General features: G+C 68.9%; 15 protein-coding genes. 9 read left to right on the top strand and 6 right to left on the bottom strand.

The features are described 5' to 3' along the window. Positions 1-148: 148 nt before the first annotated feature. The 3 genes from ACIRGA_RS09370 to ACIRGA_RS09360 all read left to right on the top strand — a co-directional run bounded on the left by ACIRGA_RS09370 (position 149) and on the right by ACIRGA_RS09360 (position 2,885). Positions 149-571: a hypothetical protein gene (locus tag ACIRGA_RS09370; RefSeq protein ID WP_400938564.1), complete on the top strand. Its 423-nt coding sequence runs from the start codon at positions 149-151 to the stop codon at positions 569-571. Between the two features lie 43 nt (positions 572-614). Further along, positions 615-1,385 (top strand): enoyl-CoA hydratase/isomerase family protein, encoded by a 771-nt coding sequence (locus ACIRGA_RS09365; RefSeq protein WP_400938561.1) that lies wholly within the window; start codon positions 615-617, stop codon positions 1,383-1,385. Positions 1,386-1,475: 90 nt separating this feature from the next. Then, positions 1,476-2,885 (top strand): S28 family serine protease, encoded by a 1,410-nt coding sequence (locus tag ACIRGA_RS09360; RefSeq protein WP_400938559.1) that lies wholly within the window; start codon positions 1,476-1,478, stop codon positions 2,883-2,885. 75 nt (positions 2,886-2,960) lie between these two features. Here the strand turns inward: ACIRGA_RS09360 and uvrB are convergent, their stop codons facing one another. Continuing rightward, entirely contained in the window at positions 2,961-5,117 is a 2,157-nt protein-coding gene (uvrB, locus tag ACIRGA_RS09355) for an excinuclease ABC subunit UvrB (protein ID WP_400938555.1), read from the bottom strand. Between the two features lie 54 nt (positions 5,118-5,171). Beyond that, complete coding sequence (locus ACIRGA_RS09350; RefSeq protein WP_400938553.1) at positions 5,172-6,461, bottom strand: DUF5685 family protein; 1,290 nt, start codon at positions 6,459-6,461, stop codon at positions 5,172-5,174. Positions 6,462-6,604: 143 nt separating this feature from the next. Between ACIRGA_RS09350 and ACIRGA_RS09345 the strand changes: the two genes are divergently transcribed. The 5 genes from ACIRGA_RS09345 (at position 6,605) to ACIRGA_RS09325 (ending at position 12,294) form a co-directional block, all read left to right on the top strand. Beyond that, positions 6,605-7,120: a DUF402 domain-containing protein gene (locus ACIRGA_RS09345; RefSeq protein WP_400938551.1), complete on the top strand. Its 516-nt coding sequence runs from the start codon at positions 6,605-6,607 to the stop codon at positions 7,118-7,120. A 137-nt stretch (positions 7,121-7,257) separates the two neighbouring features. After that, on the top strand, positions 7,258-8,790 hold the full coding sequence (locus ACIRGA_RS09340) for an ArnT family glycosyltransferase (RefSeq protein ID WP_400938548.1): 1,533 nt from the start codon (positions 7,258-7,260) through the stop codon (positions 8,788-8,790). Between the two features lie 89 nt (positions 8,791-8,879). Next, positions 8,880-10,400: an ArnT family glycosyltransferase gene (locus ACIRGA_RS09335; protein ID WP_400938545.1), complete on the top strand. Its 1,521-nt coding sequence runs from the start codon at positions 8,880-8,882 to the stop codon at positions 10,398-10,400. Continuing rightward, positions 10,397-11,671 (top strand): sensor histidine kinase, encoded by a 1,275-nt coding sequence (locus tag ACIRGA_RS09330; RefSeq protein ID WP_400938543.1) that lies wholly within the window; start codon positions 10,397-10,399, stop codon positions 11,669-11,671. The genes ACIRGA_RS09335 and ACIRGA_RS09330 overlap by 4 nt, the downstream gene beginning before the upstream one ends. Continuing rightward, complete coding sequence (locus ACIRGA_RS09325; RefSeq protein ID WP_400938540.1) at positions 11,668-12,294, top strand: response regulator; 627 nt, start codon at positions 11,668-11,670, stop codon at positions 12,292-12,294. The genes ACIRGA_RS09330 and ACIRGA_RS09325 overlap by 4 nt, the downstream gene beginning before the upstream one ends. A 3-nt stretch (positions 12,295-12,297) precedes the next feature. Here the strand turns inward: ACIRGA_RS09325 and coaE are convergent, their stop codons facing one another. Genes coaE through ACIRGA_RS09310 form a run of 3 tightly spaced genes read right to left on the bottom strand, consistent with a single transcriptional unit; the run spans position 12,298 to position 15,556 of the window. Continuing rightward, the gene (gene coaE, locus ACIRGA_RS09320) at positions 12,298-13,482 is read right to left on the bottom strand and encodes a dephospho-CoA kinase (RefSeq protein ID WP_400938538.1); all 1,185 of its coding nucleotides are present in this window, start codon (positions 13,480-13,482) and stop codon (positions 12,298-12,300) included. Between the two features lie 5 nt (positions 13,483-13,487). Beyond that, positions 13,488-14,084 (bottom strand): TetR/AcrR family transcriptional regulator, encoded by a 597-nt coding sequence (locus ACIRGA_RS09315; protein ID WP_400938535.1) that lies wholly within the window; start codon positions 14,082-14,084, stop codon positions 13,488-13,490. Continuing rightward, entirely contained in the window at positions 14,054-15,556 is a 1,503-nt protein-coding gene (locus ACIRGA_RS09310) for an FAD-dependent monooxygenase (protein WP_400938532.1), read from the bottom strand. Before ACIRGA_RS09310 ends, ACIRGA_RS09315 begins: the two co-directional genes overlap by 31 nt. 206 nt (positions 15,557-15,762) lie before the next feature. Here ACIRGA_RS09310 and ACIRGA_RS09305 point away from each other — a divergent pair, with 206 nt between their 5' ends. Beyond that, positions 15,763-15,987, top strand: a complete 225-nt coding sequence (locus ACIRGA_RS09305) for a hypothetical protein (RefSeq protein WP_037345494.1) — start codon at positions 15,763-15,765, stop codon at positions 15,985-15,987. A gap of 152 nt (positions 15,988-16,139) precedes the next feature. On the opposite strand, the gene rpsA is transcribed toward ACIRGA_RS09305, so the two are convergent. Then, positions 16,140-17,639: a 30S ribosomal protein S1 gene (rpsA, locus tag ACIRGA_RS09300; protein ID WP_400938528.1), complete on the bottom strand. Its 1,500-nt coding sequence runs from the start codon at positions 17,637-17,639 to the stop codon at positions 16,140-16,142. Between the last annotated feature and the right edge of the window lie 292 nt (positions 17,640-17,931).

Genomic DNA, 17,931 nt, shown 5'->3' with positions numbered 1-17,931 from the left:
GTAACCGGTGTTTCATGCGCATGAGAACATCCATTTTCGGATCATCGACTCATTGGGTGAAAAGTTCGCATTCATCTTCGGAGACCTCCGGGAAATCCTTATCTTCAGTGCAAAGGTGCCGACGCGAGAAGAAAGCGGGGATGTCACCATGACCCAGTCAGTCGAGACCCCGGTCCAAGAATTCTCTCTTGATTGGACCATGAACGCCGGCAAGGGCGGCCGGGTCGGATTCGCCGTCTCGGGCCAGGTGACGCTTCTCGACAACAACCGGTTCTACAAGATCGACGGGGTCCTCTACATCTCCGAGGGCAGCGCCTACTGCCGGGAGATCGGCAACCCGCATCTGTTCGTCCGGCGCAACGGCGTCGAGGAGAGCGGCAGGCAGTGGGGCTGGGAGACCATCTGCAACCGCAAGTCCTGCAGCAGGCTGTGCTCGATGGACGCCTACTTCGTCCGCACCGGCTACTGGGCGCCCGCCGACCGCGCCATCCAGCTCAGCATCGGCGCGGAGACCGGCTGGAACCGCAAACGCTCCTTCAGCCCGACGGTCACCGTGCGCCTCCGGGACTGAGCGGTCCACTGTAGATCCGCGCCGGCTCGGGTACGGTCGGCTCATGGCCACCTCCTCGATCCGCGTGGACGACGAAGGCGGGATCGCCGTCGTCACCCTGCAGCACGGCAAGGCGAACGCCCTCGACACGGAGTTCTGCCAGGAACTGATCGTCCGGCTCGAGGACGTGCAGCTCGGCGGCTATCGCGGTGTGGTGCTGACCGGAACCGGCGGCATCTTCTCCGCGGGCGTCGACCTGCGGCGGGTGCACGACGGCGGCACGGGTTACCTGGAGGACTTCCTGCCCGCGCTGTCGGACGCGTTCCTCTCGGTGTTCGGCTTCCCCGGTCCGGTGGTCGCGGCCGTCAACGGGCACGCGATCGCCGGCGGGGCGGTGCTCGCCGCCGCCTGCGATCGTCGCGTCCTCGCCGACGGCCCCGGCCGGATCGGGATCACCGAACTGCTCGTCGGGGTGCCGTTCCCGTTGGCGGCGCTGGAAATCCTGCGGTCCGGGTTCGGCGCCGACATCCTGGCCGAACTCGCTTTCCTCGGCGAGACCCATCCTCCGGCGGACGCGCTCAGGCTCGGCCTGGTGAACGAGGTGACCCCGCCGGAGAACGTCGTCGAGCGGGCGGTCGAGGTGGCCGGAAAACTCGCCGAGATCCCGGCGGCCGCGTACGCGCACACCAAGGCGCAGCTGCACCGGCCGTTCCACGAACGGATCGCCGAACACCGCACCGGCGACGACGCCCACGTCCTCGAACTGTGGAGCTCCCCCGAAGCCCGCGCGGCCATCAAGGCCTACGTCGAGCGGGTGCTCGGCGGCCGGGCCTGATCTTCGGGCTCGACCGGATAGGCGATTGCCCACCGGCGGCGACTCTGTGAGTATCCGACCGCTCAAAGGTCGGCGATGGGGAGGGCATGGATGCGGAAGCTCACGGCCGCGTGGTCGGTTCTGGCGATCACCGTTCTCGCACTGACCGGGCTGACCCCGGCCGCGCAGGCGGCGCCCGATGACATCAGGGACGCGCTCGGGCGGATCCCCGGCCTGACCGTCGTCTCGGAGAACCCGGCGCCGACCGGATACCGGTTCTTCAAACTCGCCTACACCCAGCCCGTCGACCACCGCAGGCCGGACAGCGGTACCTTCCAGCAGCGTTTCACGTTGCTGCACAAGGAATTCCGCTCACCGACCGTGGTGTACACGAGCGGGTACAACGTGTCGGAATCGCCCAACCGCTCGGAGCCGACGCAGCTCGTCGACGGCAACCAGCTGTCGATGGAATACCGCTTCTTCACTCCCTCGCGGCCGGATCAGCCGAACTGGGGCAAGCAGCTGACGATCTGGCAGGCCGCCGCCGATCAGCACCGCGCCGTCGAGGCGTTCAAGCGGCTCTATCCGGGCAAGTGGCTCGCGACCGGCGGCAGCAAAGGCGGGATGACGGCGACCTACTTCCGTAGGTTTTTCCCGGACGACGTCGACGCGACGATCCCTTACGTCGCGCCCAACGACGTCATCAACGAGCACGACCGCTACAACCGGTTCCTGGCGAACGTCGGCGACGATCCGGCCTGCCGTTCGGCCCTGAAGGCGATCCAGCGTGACGTGCTGACCCGGCGCTCCGAGTTCGCGGCGCTCGCCGCCGCCGACGCGGCCAAGAACGGCTACACGTTCAAGACCGTCGGCTCGGCCGACGTGTCGCTGGAGATCTCGGTGATCGACTCGTACTTCGCCTTCTGGCAGTACCAGAAGCAGTCGGACTGCGCGACGATCCCGAAGCCGGGCGCCCCGGCGGGCGAGGTCTACGCCTGGTTCGAACGCGTCGAGAGCCTCAACACCTACTCCGACCAGAACCTCGAGATCTATGTCCCGTACTACTTCCAGGCTTCTTACCAGCTCGGCGCCCCCGAGTCCTACGAAGGCTATCTCCGGGATCTGCTGCGCTACCCGGGCTCCAACGTGTCCCGGACGTTCGTGCCGAAGTCGGTCGACATCCCGCGGTTCGACCATCTGGCGATGCCGGACATCGACTTCTGGGTGAAGTCGCGGGGGAAGCGGCTGATGTTCGTCTACGGCGGGAACGACCCGTGGGGTGCCGAGCCGTTCAAGCTCGGCTTCGGCACGAAGGACTCCTACAGCTACACGGTGCAGGGCGGGAACCACGGCGCCCGGATCTCGCAGCTTCCCGCGGCGCAGGCCGCCGAAGCGACGAACACCGTGCGGCGGTGGGCCGGGCTGCCTCCGGTTTCGCCGGGCGTCAGCACGCGTTCGGTGCCCGCCGGGTTCCCGGACTTCGACACCGACCTGACCATGCTGGAGCGCCGTCGCCTCTGACCGCCCGCACGCGTTTCGTCCTCTGAATGCGGTACTTGCACACGCAAGGATCGCGTTCAGAGGACGAAACGCGGGTCACTTGATGCCGGCCGCGTCCATTCCCCGGAGCTCCTTCTTGAGGTCCGAGACCTCGTCCCGCAGCCGGGCCGCCAGCTCGAACTGCAGGTCGCGCGCGGCCTGCATCATCTGGTCGGTCATCTGCTGGATGAGGTCGGCCAGTTCGGCGCGCGGCATCCCGGCGACGTTCTTGTCCGCGAGCATCCCGGAGCTGCGCACGCGGTCTCCCTGCTCGGGCTTCTTGCCGCGCGAAGAGTTCCGGCCCGAGCCGCCGACGGCGACGGACTCCGTGTCCTCGGCCTCGCTGTAGACGCGGTCCAGGATGTCGGCGATCTTCTTCCGCAGCGGCTGCGGGTCGACCCCCCGCTCCTCGTTGTAGGCGACCTGCTTGGCGCGGCGGCGATCGGTCTCGTCGATGGCGTGCCGCATCGAGTCCGTGATCTTGTCCGCGTACATGTGCACCTCGCCCGACACGTTTCGCGCCGCGCGGCCGATCGTCTGGATCAGCGACGTGCCACTGCGGAGGAAGCCCTCCTTGTCCGCGTCGAGGATCGCGACCAGCGACACCTCGGGCAGGTCGAGACCCTCACGGAGCAGGTTGATGCCGACCAGCACGTCGAAATCGCCCGCGCGCAGCTGCCGCAGCAGCTCGACCCGGCGCAGCGTGTCCACCTCGGAGTGCAGGTACCGCACCCGGATGCCCAGCTCCAGCAGGTAGTCGGTGAGGTCCTCGGACATCTTCTTGGTGAGCGTGGTGACCAGCACGCGCTCGTCCTTCTCGGCCCGCTCGCGGATCTCGTGCACCAGGTCGTCGATCTGGCCCTCGGTGGGCTTCACGACCACCTTCGGGTCGATCAGGCCGGTGGGCCGGATGACCTGCTCGACGAACTCGCCGCCGGCCTGCCCCATCTCGTACGGCCCCGGCGTCGCCGACAGGTACACCGTCTGCCCGATGCGATCCGAGAACTCCTCCCAGGTCAGCGGCCGGTTGTCGACCGCGCTGGGCAGCCGGAAACCGAACTCGACCAGGTTCCGCTTCCGCGACATGTCGCCTTCGAACATGCCGCCGATCTGCGGGACGGTCTGGTGTGACTCGTCGATGACCAGCAGGAAGTCGTCCGGGAAGTAGTCGATGAGGGTGGCGGGCGCGGAACCGGCGGAACGGCCGTCGATATGCCGCGAGTAGTTCTCGATGCCGGAGCAGAACCCGACCTGGCGCATCATCTCGATGTCGTACGCGGTGCGCATCCGCAGCCGCTGCGCCTCGAGCAGCTTGCCCTGCTTCTCCAGCTCGGCCAGCCGCTCCTCGAGCTCGGCCTCGATACCGCGGATGGCCTTCTCCATCCGCTCCGGGCCCGCTACGTAGTGCGTGGCCGGGAAGATGCGGACCTCGTCGACCTCTTTCACGATGTCGCCGGTGAGCGGGTGCAGGTAGTACAGCTTCTCGATCTCGTCGCCGAAGAACTCGACGCGGATCGCGAGCTCTTCGTACGCCGGGATGATGTCGACCGTGTCGCCGCGGGCGCGGAAGGTGCCGCGCGCGAAGGCGATGTCGTTGCGGGTGTACTGCACGTCCACCAGCGCGCGGAGGAAGGCGTCCCGGTCGAGCTGCTCGCCGACCTTCAGCTTCGTCGACCGGTCGAGGTACGACTGCGGCGTGCCGAGACCGTAGATGCACGAGACACTCGCGACCACGATGACGTCTCGCCGGGACAGCAGGTTCATCGTCGCCGAGTGCCGCAGCCGCTCGACGTCGTCGTTGATCGACGAATCCTTCTCGATGTAGGTGTCCGTCTGCGCGATGTACGCCTCGGGCTGGTAGTAGTCGTAGTAACTGACGAAGTATTCGACCGCGTTGTGCGGGAACAGCTCCCTCAGCTCGTTCGCCAGCTGCGCGGCGAGCGTCTTGTTCGGCGCCATCACCAGCGTCGGGCGCTGGACGCGCTCGATCAGCCAAGCCGTCGTCGCCGACTTGCCGGTACCCGTGGCACCGAGCAGCACGATGTCCTTCTCGCCCGCGTTGACCCGGCGTTCGAGCTCGTCGATGGCCGCCGGCTGGTCACCGGCGGGTTTGTACTCGCTGACCACCTCGAACCGGCCGCCGGTCCGGGGGATGTCCGTGACGGGGCGGAAGTCCGACTGGGCGAGCACGGGGTGTTCGGTTGCGAAAGCCACGTCCTCAAGAGTAGGCGCTGGGTCCGACAGTTTCCGTTTCGCCTGGTCGGAACATCAGGAGCAGTCACAGCAGTCGCAACAGTCACAACAATCACAACCGTCACAGTTGTTGCACCAGGCCTCGTGCGGCTTCCCGCTCCACGCCCCGGGGAACGGGTCCCGGCAGCAGAACTGGCACGAACAGCACATGTAGGTCGCCGCCGCGCAACCGAAGAAGAATCCTCTCGGCTGAGCGGGCACCCGGAACTTCGGCGTCCAGCAGCAACCGCCCTGACCGTCGACCGGCGGGCCGCCGTGCTTCCGCTTCTTCTTGGGCGGCTCCTGGGGCGGGCCTCCGCCTCCGGGAGCCCCCGGCGGCGGAGGCGGCGGCTGGTAACCACCCTGCGGGTACTGCTGGGGCGGATAAGGCTGGTGAGGATGCTGTTGCGGCTGAGGCCCGGGCCCGATCCAGCCCGGCGGCGGCTGCTGCGGATTGTGGCCGTGGCCGGTGAGGTTGTGCCCGAAAGCGCGTCGCACCGCCTGCCGCAGTTCGTGCACCAACAGCGCGTGCACCAGCTTCGGCTGGTCGAACTTCACTTCGCGAAGGGCGAGTTCCACGCCGAGCACGGCGTCGTCGCACAGCCGTCGCGCCTCGGCGAGGCCGGTGCCGGTGGCGGTCAGCGGGTTCCACGCGCCGGCCGCTTCGTCCTCGGCGAGGTCCTCGACGGCGTCGAGCAGGTGCGCGGCCCTGCCGAACAGGCGCCCGGCCTCGGCCAGCGGCGCCGCGTTCTCCGGACGGCCCGCGAGGACCGCGGTGTGCGCGAACGCGGCCGCGGTCGCCAGTTCGGCCGGTTCGGTGGCGAGCACGGCCGAATCACCCAGGCCGACGGCGCGTTCGATCTCGCCCTGCCGATCGACGGCCTCGGTCAGGACCGCCGTGTCGAATCCGATCCGGCTGCCCGTACGGCTTCCTTGGTCCGCCCACCGCGTCGCGACCCGCCGCGCGGCGAGAGCGACCGAACGCCGCGCGAAGGCGCCGTCACGGTCTTCGACGTGGTCACTGATCTTGGCCGAGGCCAGCACGAGGGAGACCGCCGCCGCGAGCTGGGCACCACCGCCCATCGCGACCGACGTTCCCTTCATCGCCCGAAGCGGGCAAGGGCCGGCGTCGCGGCGTCCCTCCGCGCGCGGAGACTGGGCTTCGACGAGCGCCGAGATGATCAGGCCGTCATAGTTCGTCACCATTCGGGCGAGATGTCCGTGTTCGTCGCGCAGGGCCAGGCAAAGACCGCAGAGATGGGCGAGCCAATCCGCGTGCAGACCAGCGGAAAGCCGGTGGCGGCAAGGCCTGATGATCCCGAACATGCGTCGACTCCCCACTCACCCCTATGGCGGAACCAGCGCACCTTATCCGGCCGAGCGGCACTACTCCCCAGGAACCGTGAAACCGTGATCGTCCACCCGGTTGGGCGGTGTTCGCGAGCGTCGGTGCCTTCCAAGATGAGCGCATGACCGCGCTGCATCCGCCCAAGGTCGAATACTTCGACCCGGCCGCGAAGACCAACACCGACCCCAAGGGCGTCGTGAGGGACGTCGACGAATACCGCGAAGAACCCTTCGGCCTCTACATGGCGCGGCCGACGCCGGGGCGGACGCAGTTCCACTACCTCGAGTCCTGGCTGCTGCCCGAGCTCGGCCTGCGGATCACCGACTTCTGGTTCAACCCCGGCCACGAACGCGATCAGGACTTCTACCTCGACGTCGTCGACATCCGCCGCGAGGGCGGTGTCTGGGTGGCCACCGATCTCTATCTCGACCTCGTCCTGCGGGACAAGAAGTCCGTCGAGGTGATCGACACCGACGAACTCCTCGCCGCGGTCACGGGAGGGCTGCTCTCCCCCGCCGACGGCGAACGCGCGCTCGGCGTCAGTCACACGACCGTCGACGGGCTGGCGACCCACGGCCACGACCTGCGCGGCTGGCTGTCCACAAAGGACATCACGCTCGGCTGGCGACGGCACTGAGCCGCCGCATCCATCGATCGGTTGATCCTGGCTCATCCCTTGGGCGAGCGGATCCCGACCGGGCGATGGATTCCCGGAGGGCCGTCCTTGCGGGACTCTCGATCACGGCGTAACCGATCGAGAGGGGGCGGATACCCATGGTCATCGAGGCCGAGGGACTCCGAGAACGGTCCGGGGGGCGAGAAAGCGCGGAAGCCGCGCCGTTCGCGAGGGCACCGGTGCTGGCGATCGCCGGCGCGATGGGGGCGGTACTCGTGGCGACGGCGGGTCGCTACGGCTACTTCGGCGACGAGTTGTACTTCTTGGCGGCCGGTCGGCATCTGGACTGGGGGTATGCCGACCAGCCGCCGCTGTTGCCACTCCTGGCCCGCCTGATGGACGCGTTCGGCGCCGATTCGCCGTTCGTCCTGCGGATCCCGGCGATGCTGGCGATGGTCGCCGGCGTCGTGCTGACGGCACTCATCGCCAGGGAGCTGGGCGGTGGCCGCAAAGCGCAGGCGATCGCGGCGGCGGCCTTCGCGGTGTCCCTCCAGATGCTGGGCAGCGGGCACTACCTGGCGACCAGCACGATCGACCCGTTCCTGTGGACGCTGCTGATCTGGCTGCTGGTCCGGTGGGTGCGGACACGTGAGGACAGGCTTCTCCTCTGGAGCGGCGTGGTCACCGGATTCGCGCTGAACACGAAGTTCCTCATCGGTGGCTTCTGGCTCGTCGTGCTGATCGCCGCGATGGTGTTCGGGCCCCGCGACCTCGTCCGCCGTCCGGCGCTGTGGTCCGGCGCGCTGATCGCCGCCGTGATGATCGCGCCCACGCTCGTCTGGCAGGCGCTGAACGGCTGGCCGCAGCTGGCCATGGGCGCGGCGATCTCCCAAGAGGTCTCGGCGGGGTGGGGCGGGCGTGCCTCGTTCGTCCCGACACTGGTGATCAGCGCCGGGGTACCGGTGGGGATGATGCTGTTCGGCTACGGCCTGTGGCGGCTGCTGCGGTCCGAACGCCTGCGGCCGTACCGTTTCCTCGGCTGGGCCGCGCTCGGTGTGCTCGCCCTTTTCCTGCTGGCGAACGGGCGCTACTACTACGCGGCGGGGATGTTCGCCCCGCTGTTCGCGGCCGCGGCGGTCGAGATCGAAACGGGCCAGGCGTCGAAGTACTGGCGCTGGATCGCCACCTGGCCGGTGTACTTCGTGGCCGCGGCGATCGCGATCCCGCAGTCGCTCCCGATCCTCCCGCGCGCGGAGCTCGCGAGCGCCCCGGAGTGGGCCCGGCCGGTCTTCTCCGCCGAGGAGATCGGCTGGCGGGAGATCACGGAGTCGGTGGCGGGGGCGTACCGGACCGTTCCCGATCCGTCCCGGACCGGGATCGTCGCGGCCAAGTACTGGCAGGCGAGCGCGATCGACCACTATGGACCGAAGCTCGGGCTGCCGTCGCCGTCGAGTCCCAACCGCGGCTACTCGACGCTGCCGCGGCCGCCGGAATCGGCACGGGACGTCCTGTTCGTCGGGAACGACCCTTCGGCGCTTGTGCCGTACTTCACGCGAATACACGAGGTCGGCACGCTCGACAACCGGGCCGGGGTCGCGAACATGAGTCAAGGCATGAAGATCTGGCTCGCCACCGGCCGGAACGGGACCTGGGACACGATATGGCCGAAGCTCACGGACTGGGGCTCCTGAGGTTCACCGGTCCTCTCACGCCCGACGCGCCACGCCGGTGGCACGTAAGGTGCGAGAGGACCGGCACCCGAGGGATCTGCGAGGAATGGATGGAAGCCGCCCACGCGGCCGAAACACCGACCGTGTCCAGTGCGGCGTTCGCCCGGCTCCCGGTGGGGCTGCTCGCCGCCGCGGCCGCGGCGGTCCTGCTGGCGACGGCGTGGCGCTACGGCTACTTCGGCGACGAACTGTACTTCCTCTCCGCAGGCAAGCGGCTGGCCTGGGGCTACGCCGACCAGCCACCGGTGCTCCCGTTCCTGGCGCTGGCGATGGATTCGCTCGCGCCGGGCAACGTCTTCGTGTTCCGCCTGCCCGCCGTCCTCGCGACGGCCGCCGGTGTCGTGTTCACCGGGCTCATCGCCTACGAGATGGGCGGGGACCGCCGCGCGCAGACCCGCGCCGCCGCCGCGTACGCGATCTGCGGGCAGTTCCTCGGCAGCGGGCACTACCTGGCCACTTCGACGATCGATCCGGCGCTGTGGACGCTCATCGCGTGGCTGCTCGTCCGGTGGATACGGACGCGTGACGACAACCTGCTGCTGTGGCTGGGCGTCGCGACCGCCGTCGCGCTGAACGTCAAGCTCCTCATCGCGACGTTCTGGGTCGCGGCCGGGATCGCGATCCTGCTCTTCGGGCCCCGGGATCTCTTGCGCAGGCCCAAACTCTGGCTCGGCGCGGGGATCGCCGCGCTCTCCCTCGTGCCCACCCTCTGGTGGCAGGCCGCGAACGGCTGGCCACAGCTGGAGATGGGCGACGTCATCGCCCACGAGACCACCGGCGGCTGGAGCGGCCGCGCCGGGTTCCTGCCCGCCCTGCTGACCGGGGCCGGCCTCGGCATCGGCGTGGTCGGTGTCCTTTATGGACTCTGGGTCCTGCTGTTCTCGGCCGGGCTGCGCACCTATCGGTTCCTCGGCTGGACGGCCGTCGGCGTGATCGCGCTGTTCATCCTTTCCAACGGCCGGTACTACTACGCGGCGGGCATGTTCGGCGTCCTGTGGGCGGGCGCCGCCGTCCACTTCGGACAGTTGAGGCCGTCCTGGTGGTTCCGCTGGATCCCGACCTGGCCGGTGTTCCTGCTTTCCGCGCTGTACACGCTCCCGTACGCGCTGCCGGTGTGGCCCTCCGCCTGGCTCGCGGAGGGCAGGGACGTCCCGCGCCCGGCCTACGCGCTGGAGGAGATCGGCTGGCCGGACCTGGCCCGTTCGGTCGCCGACGCCTATCACCGGCTCCCGGCGGAACAGCGGAAGCGCACCACCCTCGTCACGGCCGGATACTGGCAGGCCGGGGCGCTGGACCGGTACGGCGCCGACTACGGGCTGCCCGCCGTGTACAGCCCCAGCCGCGGGTTCTGGTACTTCGGGCACCCACCCGAGACCGCGGACACCGTCCTGTTCGTCGGGCCGGATCCGGGGCGGCTGCTGCGTTCGTTCACCGACGCCCGGATCGTTTCCCGCGTGGACAACGCGACCGGTGTTCGCAACGTGAGCCGCGGGATGCCGATCTGGCTGGTCACCGGCCACACCGAAGCGTGGGCCACGGCGTGGCCGGGGCTGAGAGAATTCCGGGTATGACCAGCTGGATCCGGTGGCAGGACTCGCTGTGGCCGTCGCCTGACGACGGCGAATCGCTGTGGCGGCCGTGGTCCGGCCAGGTCGAGCGGTACCTGCCGTACGCGCTGCTGGCGCTCAGTACGGCGCTCAGTCTGGTGATCTCGGGGCACGACGCGATGGTCACCCTCGGTTTGGCGGGGATCGCGGCCGTCTGGCTCCTGCTCACCGTCACGCTGATGCCGAGGCGGTGGGCCGGGCATCCGGCCGTGATCGCCGTGTCGTTCGCCGGGCTCGTCGCGATCGCGGCCGTACTCGAACGGCACGACACGACCTTCCTCATCTTCATGATCATCGGCTTCTTCGAAGCGATGCGGCTGCGGCCCGCCCCGCTGGCGCTGGCCGGGGTCTTCGTGGTCTCCGCGCTGATCAACACGATTCCCAACGGCGGTCCGATCCAGGCGTTCGCCGACCAGCCCGCGCTGTGGCTCGTGGTGACACTGGTGCAGACGGCCGCCGTGGGCGGCGGCGGGCTCGTCTCGGCGGCGATGGCGCGGCAGCACGCGGAACGCAAGCGCGTGCTCGACGAGCTGGCCGCCGCGCAGGAGGAGAACGCGGTGCTGCAACGGCAATTGCTGAGCCAGGCGCACGAGACGGGCGTCCTGGACGAACGTCAGCGGCTGAGCCAGGAAATCCACGACACGCTCGCCCAGGGCTTCACCGGGATCATCACCCAGCTGGAGGCCGCCGCCGAGGCGAAGGACGATCCCCCGGAATGGCAGCGGCACGTCGGCTCCGCGATGGCCTTGGCGCGGGAGAACCTGACGGCCGCCCGGCGTTCGGTGCGGGCACTCGGCCCGCAGCCCTTGGCCGCCTCGACCCTGCCGGACGCGCTCGGCGAGGTCTCCCGGCGGTGGAGCGGCCGGACCGATGTCGAGGTCCGGTTCACCACCACCGGGACCGCGCGGGCACTGCATCCCGAGATCGAAGCGACGCTGCTGCGGATCACGCAGGAGGCGCTGGCCAACGTCGAGAAGCACGCCGACGCCACGATCGTGGGGCTCACGTTGTCCTACATGGCCGACCAGGTGACCGTCGACGTCCGGGACGACGGCCGGGGTTTCGAACCGAACGCCGCCGGCGTCCATCCGGCGGGTGAAGGCGGTTTCGGCATCCCCGGGATGCGTGCCCGCGTCGCGCGGCTGGCGGGAACACTGCACGTCGAATCGGAACCGGGCGGCGGGACGGCCGTGTCGGCCGATCTGCCCGCGATCGCGCTGGAGGCCCGAGCATGACGATCACGTTGCTGATCACCGACGACCATCCCATCGTCCGCGACGGGCTGCGCGGCATCTTCACCGCGGAACAGGGTTTCGACGTGCTCGGGGAAGCGTCTTCCGGTGACGAAGCCGTCGCGCTGACCGAGAAGCTCCGCCCCGACGTCGTGCTGATGGACCTGCGGATGCCGGGCTCCGGTGGCGTGGCCGCGATCGCGAAGCTGGCGGAACTCCGGAATCCCGCGCGGATCCTCGTGCTGACGACCTACGACACGGACACCGACGTCGTCCCGGCGATCGAAGCGGGCGCGACCGGCTACCTGCTCAAGGACGCTCCTCGTGAGGAGCTCTTCCGCGCGGTCCGGGCCACGGCACGCGGGGAGTCGGTGCTCTCCCCCGCCGTCGCCGACCTGATCCTCGGCAGGATGCGCGCACCCACTCCGGAGCCGCTGAGCAGGCGGGAACTCGAAGTCCTCACCCTGATCTCGCGCGGTTCGACGAACAAGGAGGCCGCGAGACTGCTGTTCATCAGCGAGGCCACGGTGAAGACGCACCTCGTGCACGCCTACGCCAAGCTCGGGGTGAAGGATCGCGCGGCCGCCGTCGCGACCGCGTTCGCACGGGGACTGCTCGGAGGCTGAGGCCTACGGAGTCCAGCCGACCGATTCGGCCCAGGCGTCCGCACGCGTGAAGGCGGCGTCGACCCAGACCTGCTTCTCGTCGGTGTACTGCTCGACCGTCCCGTCGCCGGCGTGCTTCGCGGCCATGGCGTTCTTGACCGCCGCGTAGGCGTCGCGTTCGCCGGGATTCCGCCGCAACCATTCCGGGAACAGCAGCGCGAGCCGCCAGGCGGGTGTCTCCTGTGAGCGGACGTGCAGGTTTACCGGACGCCGGGGGTCGCCGCCGAAGTGGAACCGCTTGGGCCAGGTGCCCTCTTCGCCGTGCGCGTCGTCGAACCACTCCCCTTCCGCCCGCGGGAACCCCGCGTCGGAAAGCGCTTCGGCCAGCTCGTCGGCCTTGTCCAAAGTGGACACCGTCAGCTGGAGGTCGAGGATGTCCTTGGCGGGCAGCCCCGGCACGGACGTCGAACCGATGTGATCGACCCGCACGGCGTTGTCGCCCGCCACCACGCGGATCCGCGCGAGCGCCCGTTCGGCCTGCACGGGCCACGTTTCGTCGTACGGCGTGATCTTCGGCGACATCGGCGCACGTGGCTTGCGGAGCCGCACGTTCGCCTCGAACGGGGTCAGCCGGTCCGCCCACAGCGCGTCGACCTCGGCGAGCACGATGTCCGGCGCTCCGCTGTTGTCGAACCACACGTCGGCCACCGCCCGGCGCTGATCGGTCGTGGCCTGCGCCTTGATCCTCGCGCGCGCGTCCGATTCGGCCATACCGCGTGCCTCGACCAGGCGCCGGACCCGGACCTCCTCCGGCGCGTCGACCATCACGACGAGGTGGTACATCGGCGCCAGCCCGCCTTCGACCAGCAGCGGGATGTCGTGGACGATGATCGCGTCCGGCGCGGCGGCCGCCATCAGTTCGGCCGTCCTGGCGCCGACCTTCGGGTGGACGATCGAGTTCAGCCGCTTGCGCGCGTCCTCGTCGGCGAACGCCTTCGCGGCGAGCGCGGCCCGATCGAGCGAACCGTCCGAGGCCAGGATGTCTTCCCCGAACGCCTCGACGAGCTCGGCGAGCCCCGGCGTCCCCGGCTCGACGACCTCCCTGGCGATCTTGTCGGAGTCGATGAGGACGGCACCGTGCTCGGAAAGCCGGTTCGCCACCGTCGATTTTCCGGCGCCGATCCCGCCGGTCAGGCCCACACGCAGCATGTCGATCAGCCTAGAGGAAGGTCCCCTCGGTGCCCGAGATGCCGCAACATGTTCCGCAACCGGCCGGCGATCTCGGCCTCGGGCACCTCCTCCCCGCGCAACAGTACGAATCCGATCGCCCCGGCGAACGCGTCCTCGATCACGGCCGGATCGGTCCCCTCGGGGAACTCGCCCTGCTCGACCGCGTCCCTGGCCAGCCGCGCGAGACCGGACAACCGTGGCCGGAGAAACCGCTCGACGTAGGCGCCGACCAGTTTCGGATGATCCACCGACGCACCGACGACCCTGGCCATCAACCTCCGGAACCGGGTCTCGCTCAACGATCGCGAGACCATGACGACGAGTTCGCCGATCGACCCCGCGTTCGCGTCGGCGGGCGGCCGCGCGTGCTCCAGTGCCGCGAGGAACAAGTCCTCCTTGGACTTCCACCGCCGGTACACGGTCATCTTCGCGACGCCCGCCCGTTTGGCGATCGCCTCGATGCTCGCGCCGCCGAAACCGTCCTCGATCAGCAGATCCAGCGCGGCGTCGAGGATCGCCACATCGTTGCCCGGATCGCGGGGGCGCCCGCCTACCCTGTCCACCGCATGTTCGTCAGCCACGCGGCCATCTTGTCCGGCGCCGGAAGTCCGCGCCAAGCCAGGTGCCCGTCCGGCCTGATCAACAGCACGTCGCGCATTCCCTTGCACACCAAGGTGCCGACCAGATCGGCACCGAGCTGCCCGGCGACCGCCTCGGTGTGCCGGGCCGCCTGTCCGGCGTCACCGGCCACCACCGTCCAGCGCCCCGCAATCGCCGCGTGCAACGTCGTCTCGATGCCGTCCGTCGTTCGGCATCGCAGGTCCGGCACCCGGTCCCCCGGCCGGGGCTTGCGGGCCCATCGGCTCACGCCCGGCGCCAGCGGCCCGCCTCGGTAGCCGATGCCCAGCTGGGACGCGACCAGCCACAACCGGCGCTGCACCACGGTCGACCGGATCGCCGGCATCACCAGCAGGTCGCGCACCAGTCGCTTCCACCGCCGGTCGGGCAGCATGATGCCCACCGCCCCGCTGGTCGCGGCCAGCACCTTGCGGGCGAGAGGCCGCCGCTCGCCCTCGTAGGTGTCGATCAGGCCCTCACCCGCCAGGCCGCGCGCGACCAGGGTGAGCTTCCAGGCCAGGTTCTCCGCGTCGCCCAGCCCGGTGTTCTGTCCCTGTCCGCCGGTCGGGCTCTGAATATGCGCCGCGTCGCCCGCGAGCAGGATCCTGCCTTGCCGGTACCGGTCGGCGAGCCTGCGATGGATGCGGAACTCCGAACTCCACCGCACCTCGGTGACGGTGTCGCGCGACAACCCGCTCCGGCGACAGAACTCGCTCAGCACCTCCTCGCCGATCCGGTCGGGCGAGAGGTCTTCCGGCAGGCTGGGAGGCGGCTCGGTGAACACCCGCCACATGTCGTCCGGCAACGCGGTCACCGACAACATCCGTCCGGTGTCCATCCAGGTGACGCTGCCGTCGTGGTCGAAGGGCCAGTTCGCTCGCACATCGGCCATCAGCAGCCGCTCGATCAGCTTCCGCCCGGAGAAGCCGATCCCGGCGATCCGGCGGACCGCGCTGTGCGCGCCGTCGCAGCCGATCAGCCAGGATGCCTCGATCTCCCGCTCGTCGGTGTCCACGACGACGGTCACCCCGTTCTCGCGCTGCCGGGCCCCGGTCACCTTGGTGGCCCACTCGACCTTGCCGCCCAGCTCACCGAACCGCGCTCGCAGCGCGCCTTCGACCTCGGCCTGGGAGACCAGCAACGTCGGTTTCGGCAACATCGCGGCGGCCTTGCCCACCTGCAGTTTCAGTACCGTGCGCGGACCGTCGTTGTAGTACATGTTCAGCAGCGACCGGGATCGGCCGCGCAGATCGCCCAGCGCGCCGATCCGTTCCAGGACCTCGACGCCCCGGGGCTGCAGGCCGAGCGCGCGGGAAGTGGTGATCGGTCCCGGGGCGACGTCCAGCACCCGGACGTCGACGTCGTGCAGGGCCAGATGAACAGCGAGCGCGAGGCCGGTCGGGCCCGCACCTGCGATGACAAGAGGTTCGCTCATGTTTATAAACGATACCGTCTCGTTTACTAACCTGTCCAGCCGGACACAGCGTGACGAGATGTGCACATCCGGCACAGAAGGGTGCAAAAGGCAAGTTCTTAGTGACGCGTTACACGACCTTTATGGGTGACACGCCGGGCGGTTACGCCGGATCAGAAGCCTGATTGCGTACCGTGCGCGGCGAAGGTAGCCCACACGGAGGAAAGATGGCAGACGGCAAGCACGTCGGACGGCACCGGCTCGGTACGCCGGGCCTGGTGCACTGTGTCCTCCATCGACCCGTGGCCGAGGCCCTCGCCGAATACCGGCGCACCTGGCTGAGCGCGCTCCTCGTCCCGGCCAAGCACAGCTTCGCCGGACTCCGCCGCAAGGCCCGCGCCGCGGCGCTCGAACGCATCTGGGTGCCGGCCGTCCGGCCCGCCACTTCCTGACGCTCTTCTCCCCTACCGCATTCAGTCCTCTGAACGCGGTAGTTGTCGTGCGCAAGTACCGCATTCAGAGGACTAAACGCGGGCAAAAGAAAGCGGCCCCGGTCCGTGTGGACCGGGGCCGCTGTCTGTCAGCTACTGGCTGAGCGCCTGGATCACGCGCCGCCCGACAGCTTCTCGCGGAGAGCCGCGAGCTGCTCGTCGCTGGCGAGCGTGCCACCGCTCTTGGCCTCGGCCGGAGCGGAGGTGTAGCTCTGCTCGCCCGAGTCGCTCGAGGTGACACCGGTCGCGGCGTCGGCCGCGGCTTCCGCGTCGGCCTCGGCGGCCTTGACGACCTGCTTCATGTGAGCCTCGTAGCGGGTGTGAGCCTCGGCGTACTGACGCTCCCACTCCTCACGCTGCTTGTCGAAGCCTTCCTGCCACTCCTGGGTGTCCGGGTCGAAGCCTTCGGGGTAGATGTAGTTGCCCTCGGCGTCGTACTCGGCGGCCATGCCGTACTGAGTGGGGTCGAACTCGGTCTCCGGCGTGACACCCTCGTTCGCCTGCTTCAGCGACAGCGAGATGCGACGACGCTCGAGGTCGATGTCGATGACCTTGACCATCACGTCGCCGTTGACCTGGACGACCTGCTCCGGGATCTCCACGTGGCGCTCGGCCAGCTCGGAGATGTGCACCAGGCCCTCGATGCCCTCCTCGACGCGCACGAACGCACCGAACGGGACGAGCTTGGTGACCTTGCCCGGCACGATCTGGCCGATCGCGTGGGTGCGGGCGAACTGACGCCACGGGTCTTCCTGGGTCGCCTTCAGCGACAGCGAGACGCGCTCGCGGTCCATGTCGACGTCCAGAACCTCGACCGTGACCTCCTGGCCGACCTCGACGACCTCGGACGGGTGGTCGATGTGCTTCCAGGACAGCTCGGAGACGTGCACCAGGCCGTCGACGCCACCCAGGTCCACGAAGGCACCGAAGTTGACGATGGACGACACGACGCCCTTGCGGACCTGGCCCTTGGCGAGCGCGTTGAGGAACTCGCTGCGCACCTCGGACTGGGTCTGCTCCAGGTAGGCGCGGCGGGACAGGACCACGTTGTTGCGGTTCTTGTCCAGCTCGATGATCTTCGCCTCGAGCTCGCGGCCGACGTACGGCTGCAGGTCGCGCACACGGCGCATCTCGACCAGCGACGCCGGCAGGAAGCCGCGCAGGCCGATGTCCAGGATGAGGCCGCCCTTGACGACCTCGATGACGGTGCCCTTGACGGGCTCGTCCTTCTCCTTGAGCTCCTCGATCGTGCCCCAGGCGCGCTCGTACTGCGCACGCTTCTTGGACAGGATCAGACGGCCTTCCTTGTCCTCCTTCTGGAGGACCAGGGCTTCGACCTCATCGCCGACGGTGACAACCTCAGCCGGGTCGACATCGTGCTTGATGGAGAGCTCGCGCGAGGGGATGACACCCTCGGTCTTGTAGCCGATGTCGAGCAGGACCTCGTCACGGTCGACCTTGACGATGGTTCCTTCGACGATGTCGCCATCGTTGAAGTACTTGATCGTCTTGTCGATCGCAGCGAGGAAGTCTTCCTCCGACCCGATGTCGTTGATAGCGACTTGCTGGGGCCCGGTGGGGGCGGTCGGGGCGGTGGCGGTGTCGGTCGTCATTAGGCGGGTTGCTCCGGTGGATGGGAAGTAGTGGGTTTGCGGTTAGGGCACCATGGGCTCATCCGACATGAGGCGACCGCATAAGCAAACGTCCACAGGGAACGACCGCGAGCATCACCGCATCCGGTACGCGACCCCCTGACCCGGACGCTGAGCGAACCGGGGGAAAGAGTAGCGCGAACCCACTGCGCTAACAGATATCCTACGCGGCCCCCTGTACACGGCACAATCAGGGTCGCCCCCGCGATCACGGCGGGCGGATAAGCTGTGCCGCGAAGCCCTGACCTGGGGA

This window comes from Amycolatopsis sp. NPDC102389, from assembly GCF_044765885.1.
Taxonomy (GTDB): Bacteria; Actinomycetota; Actinomycetes; order Mycobacteriales; family Pseudonocardiaceae; genus Amycolatopsis.
Note: the sequence above shows the minus strand (reverse complement) of the source record. Positions and strands in the feature narration are given on the sequence as shown.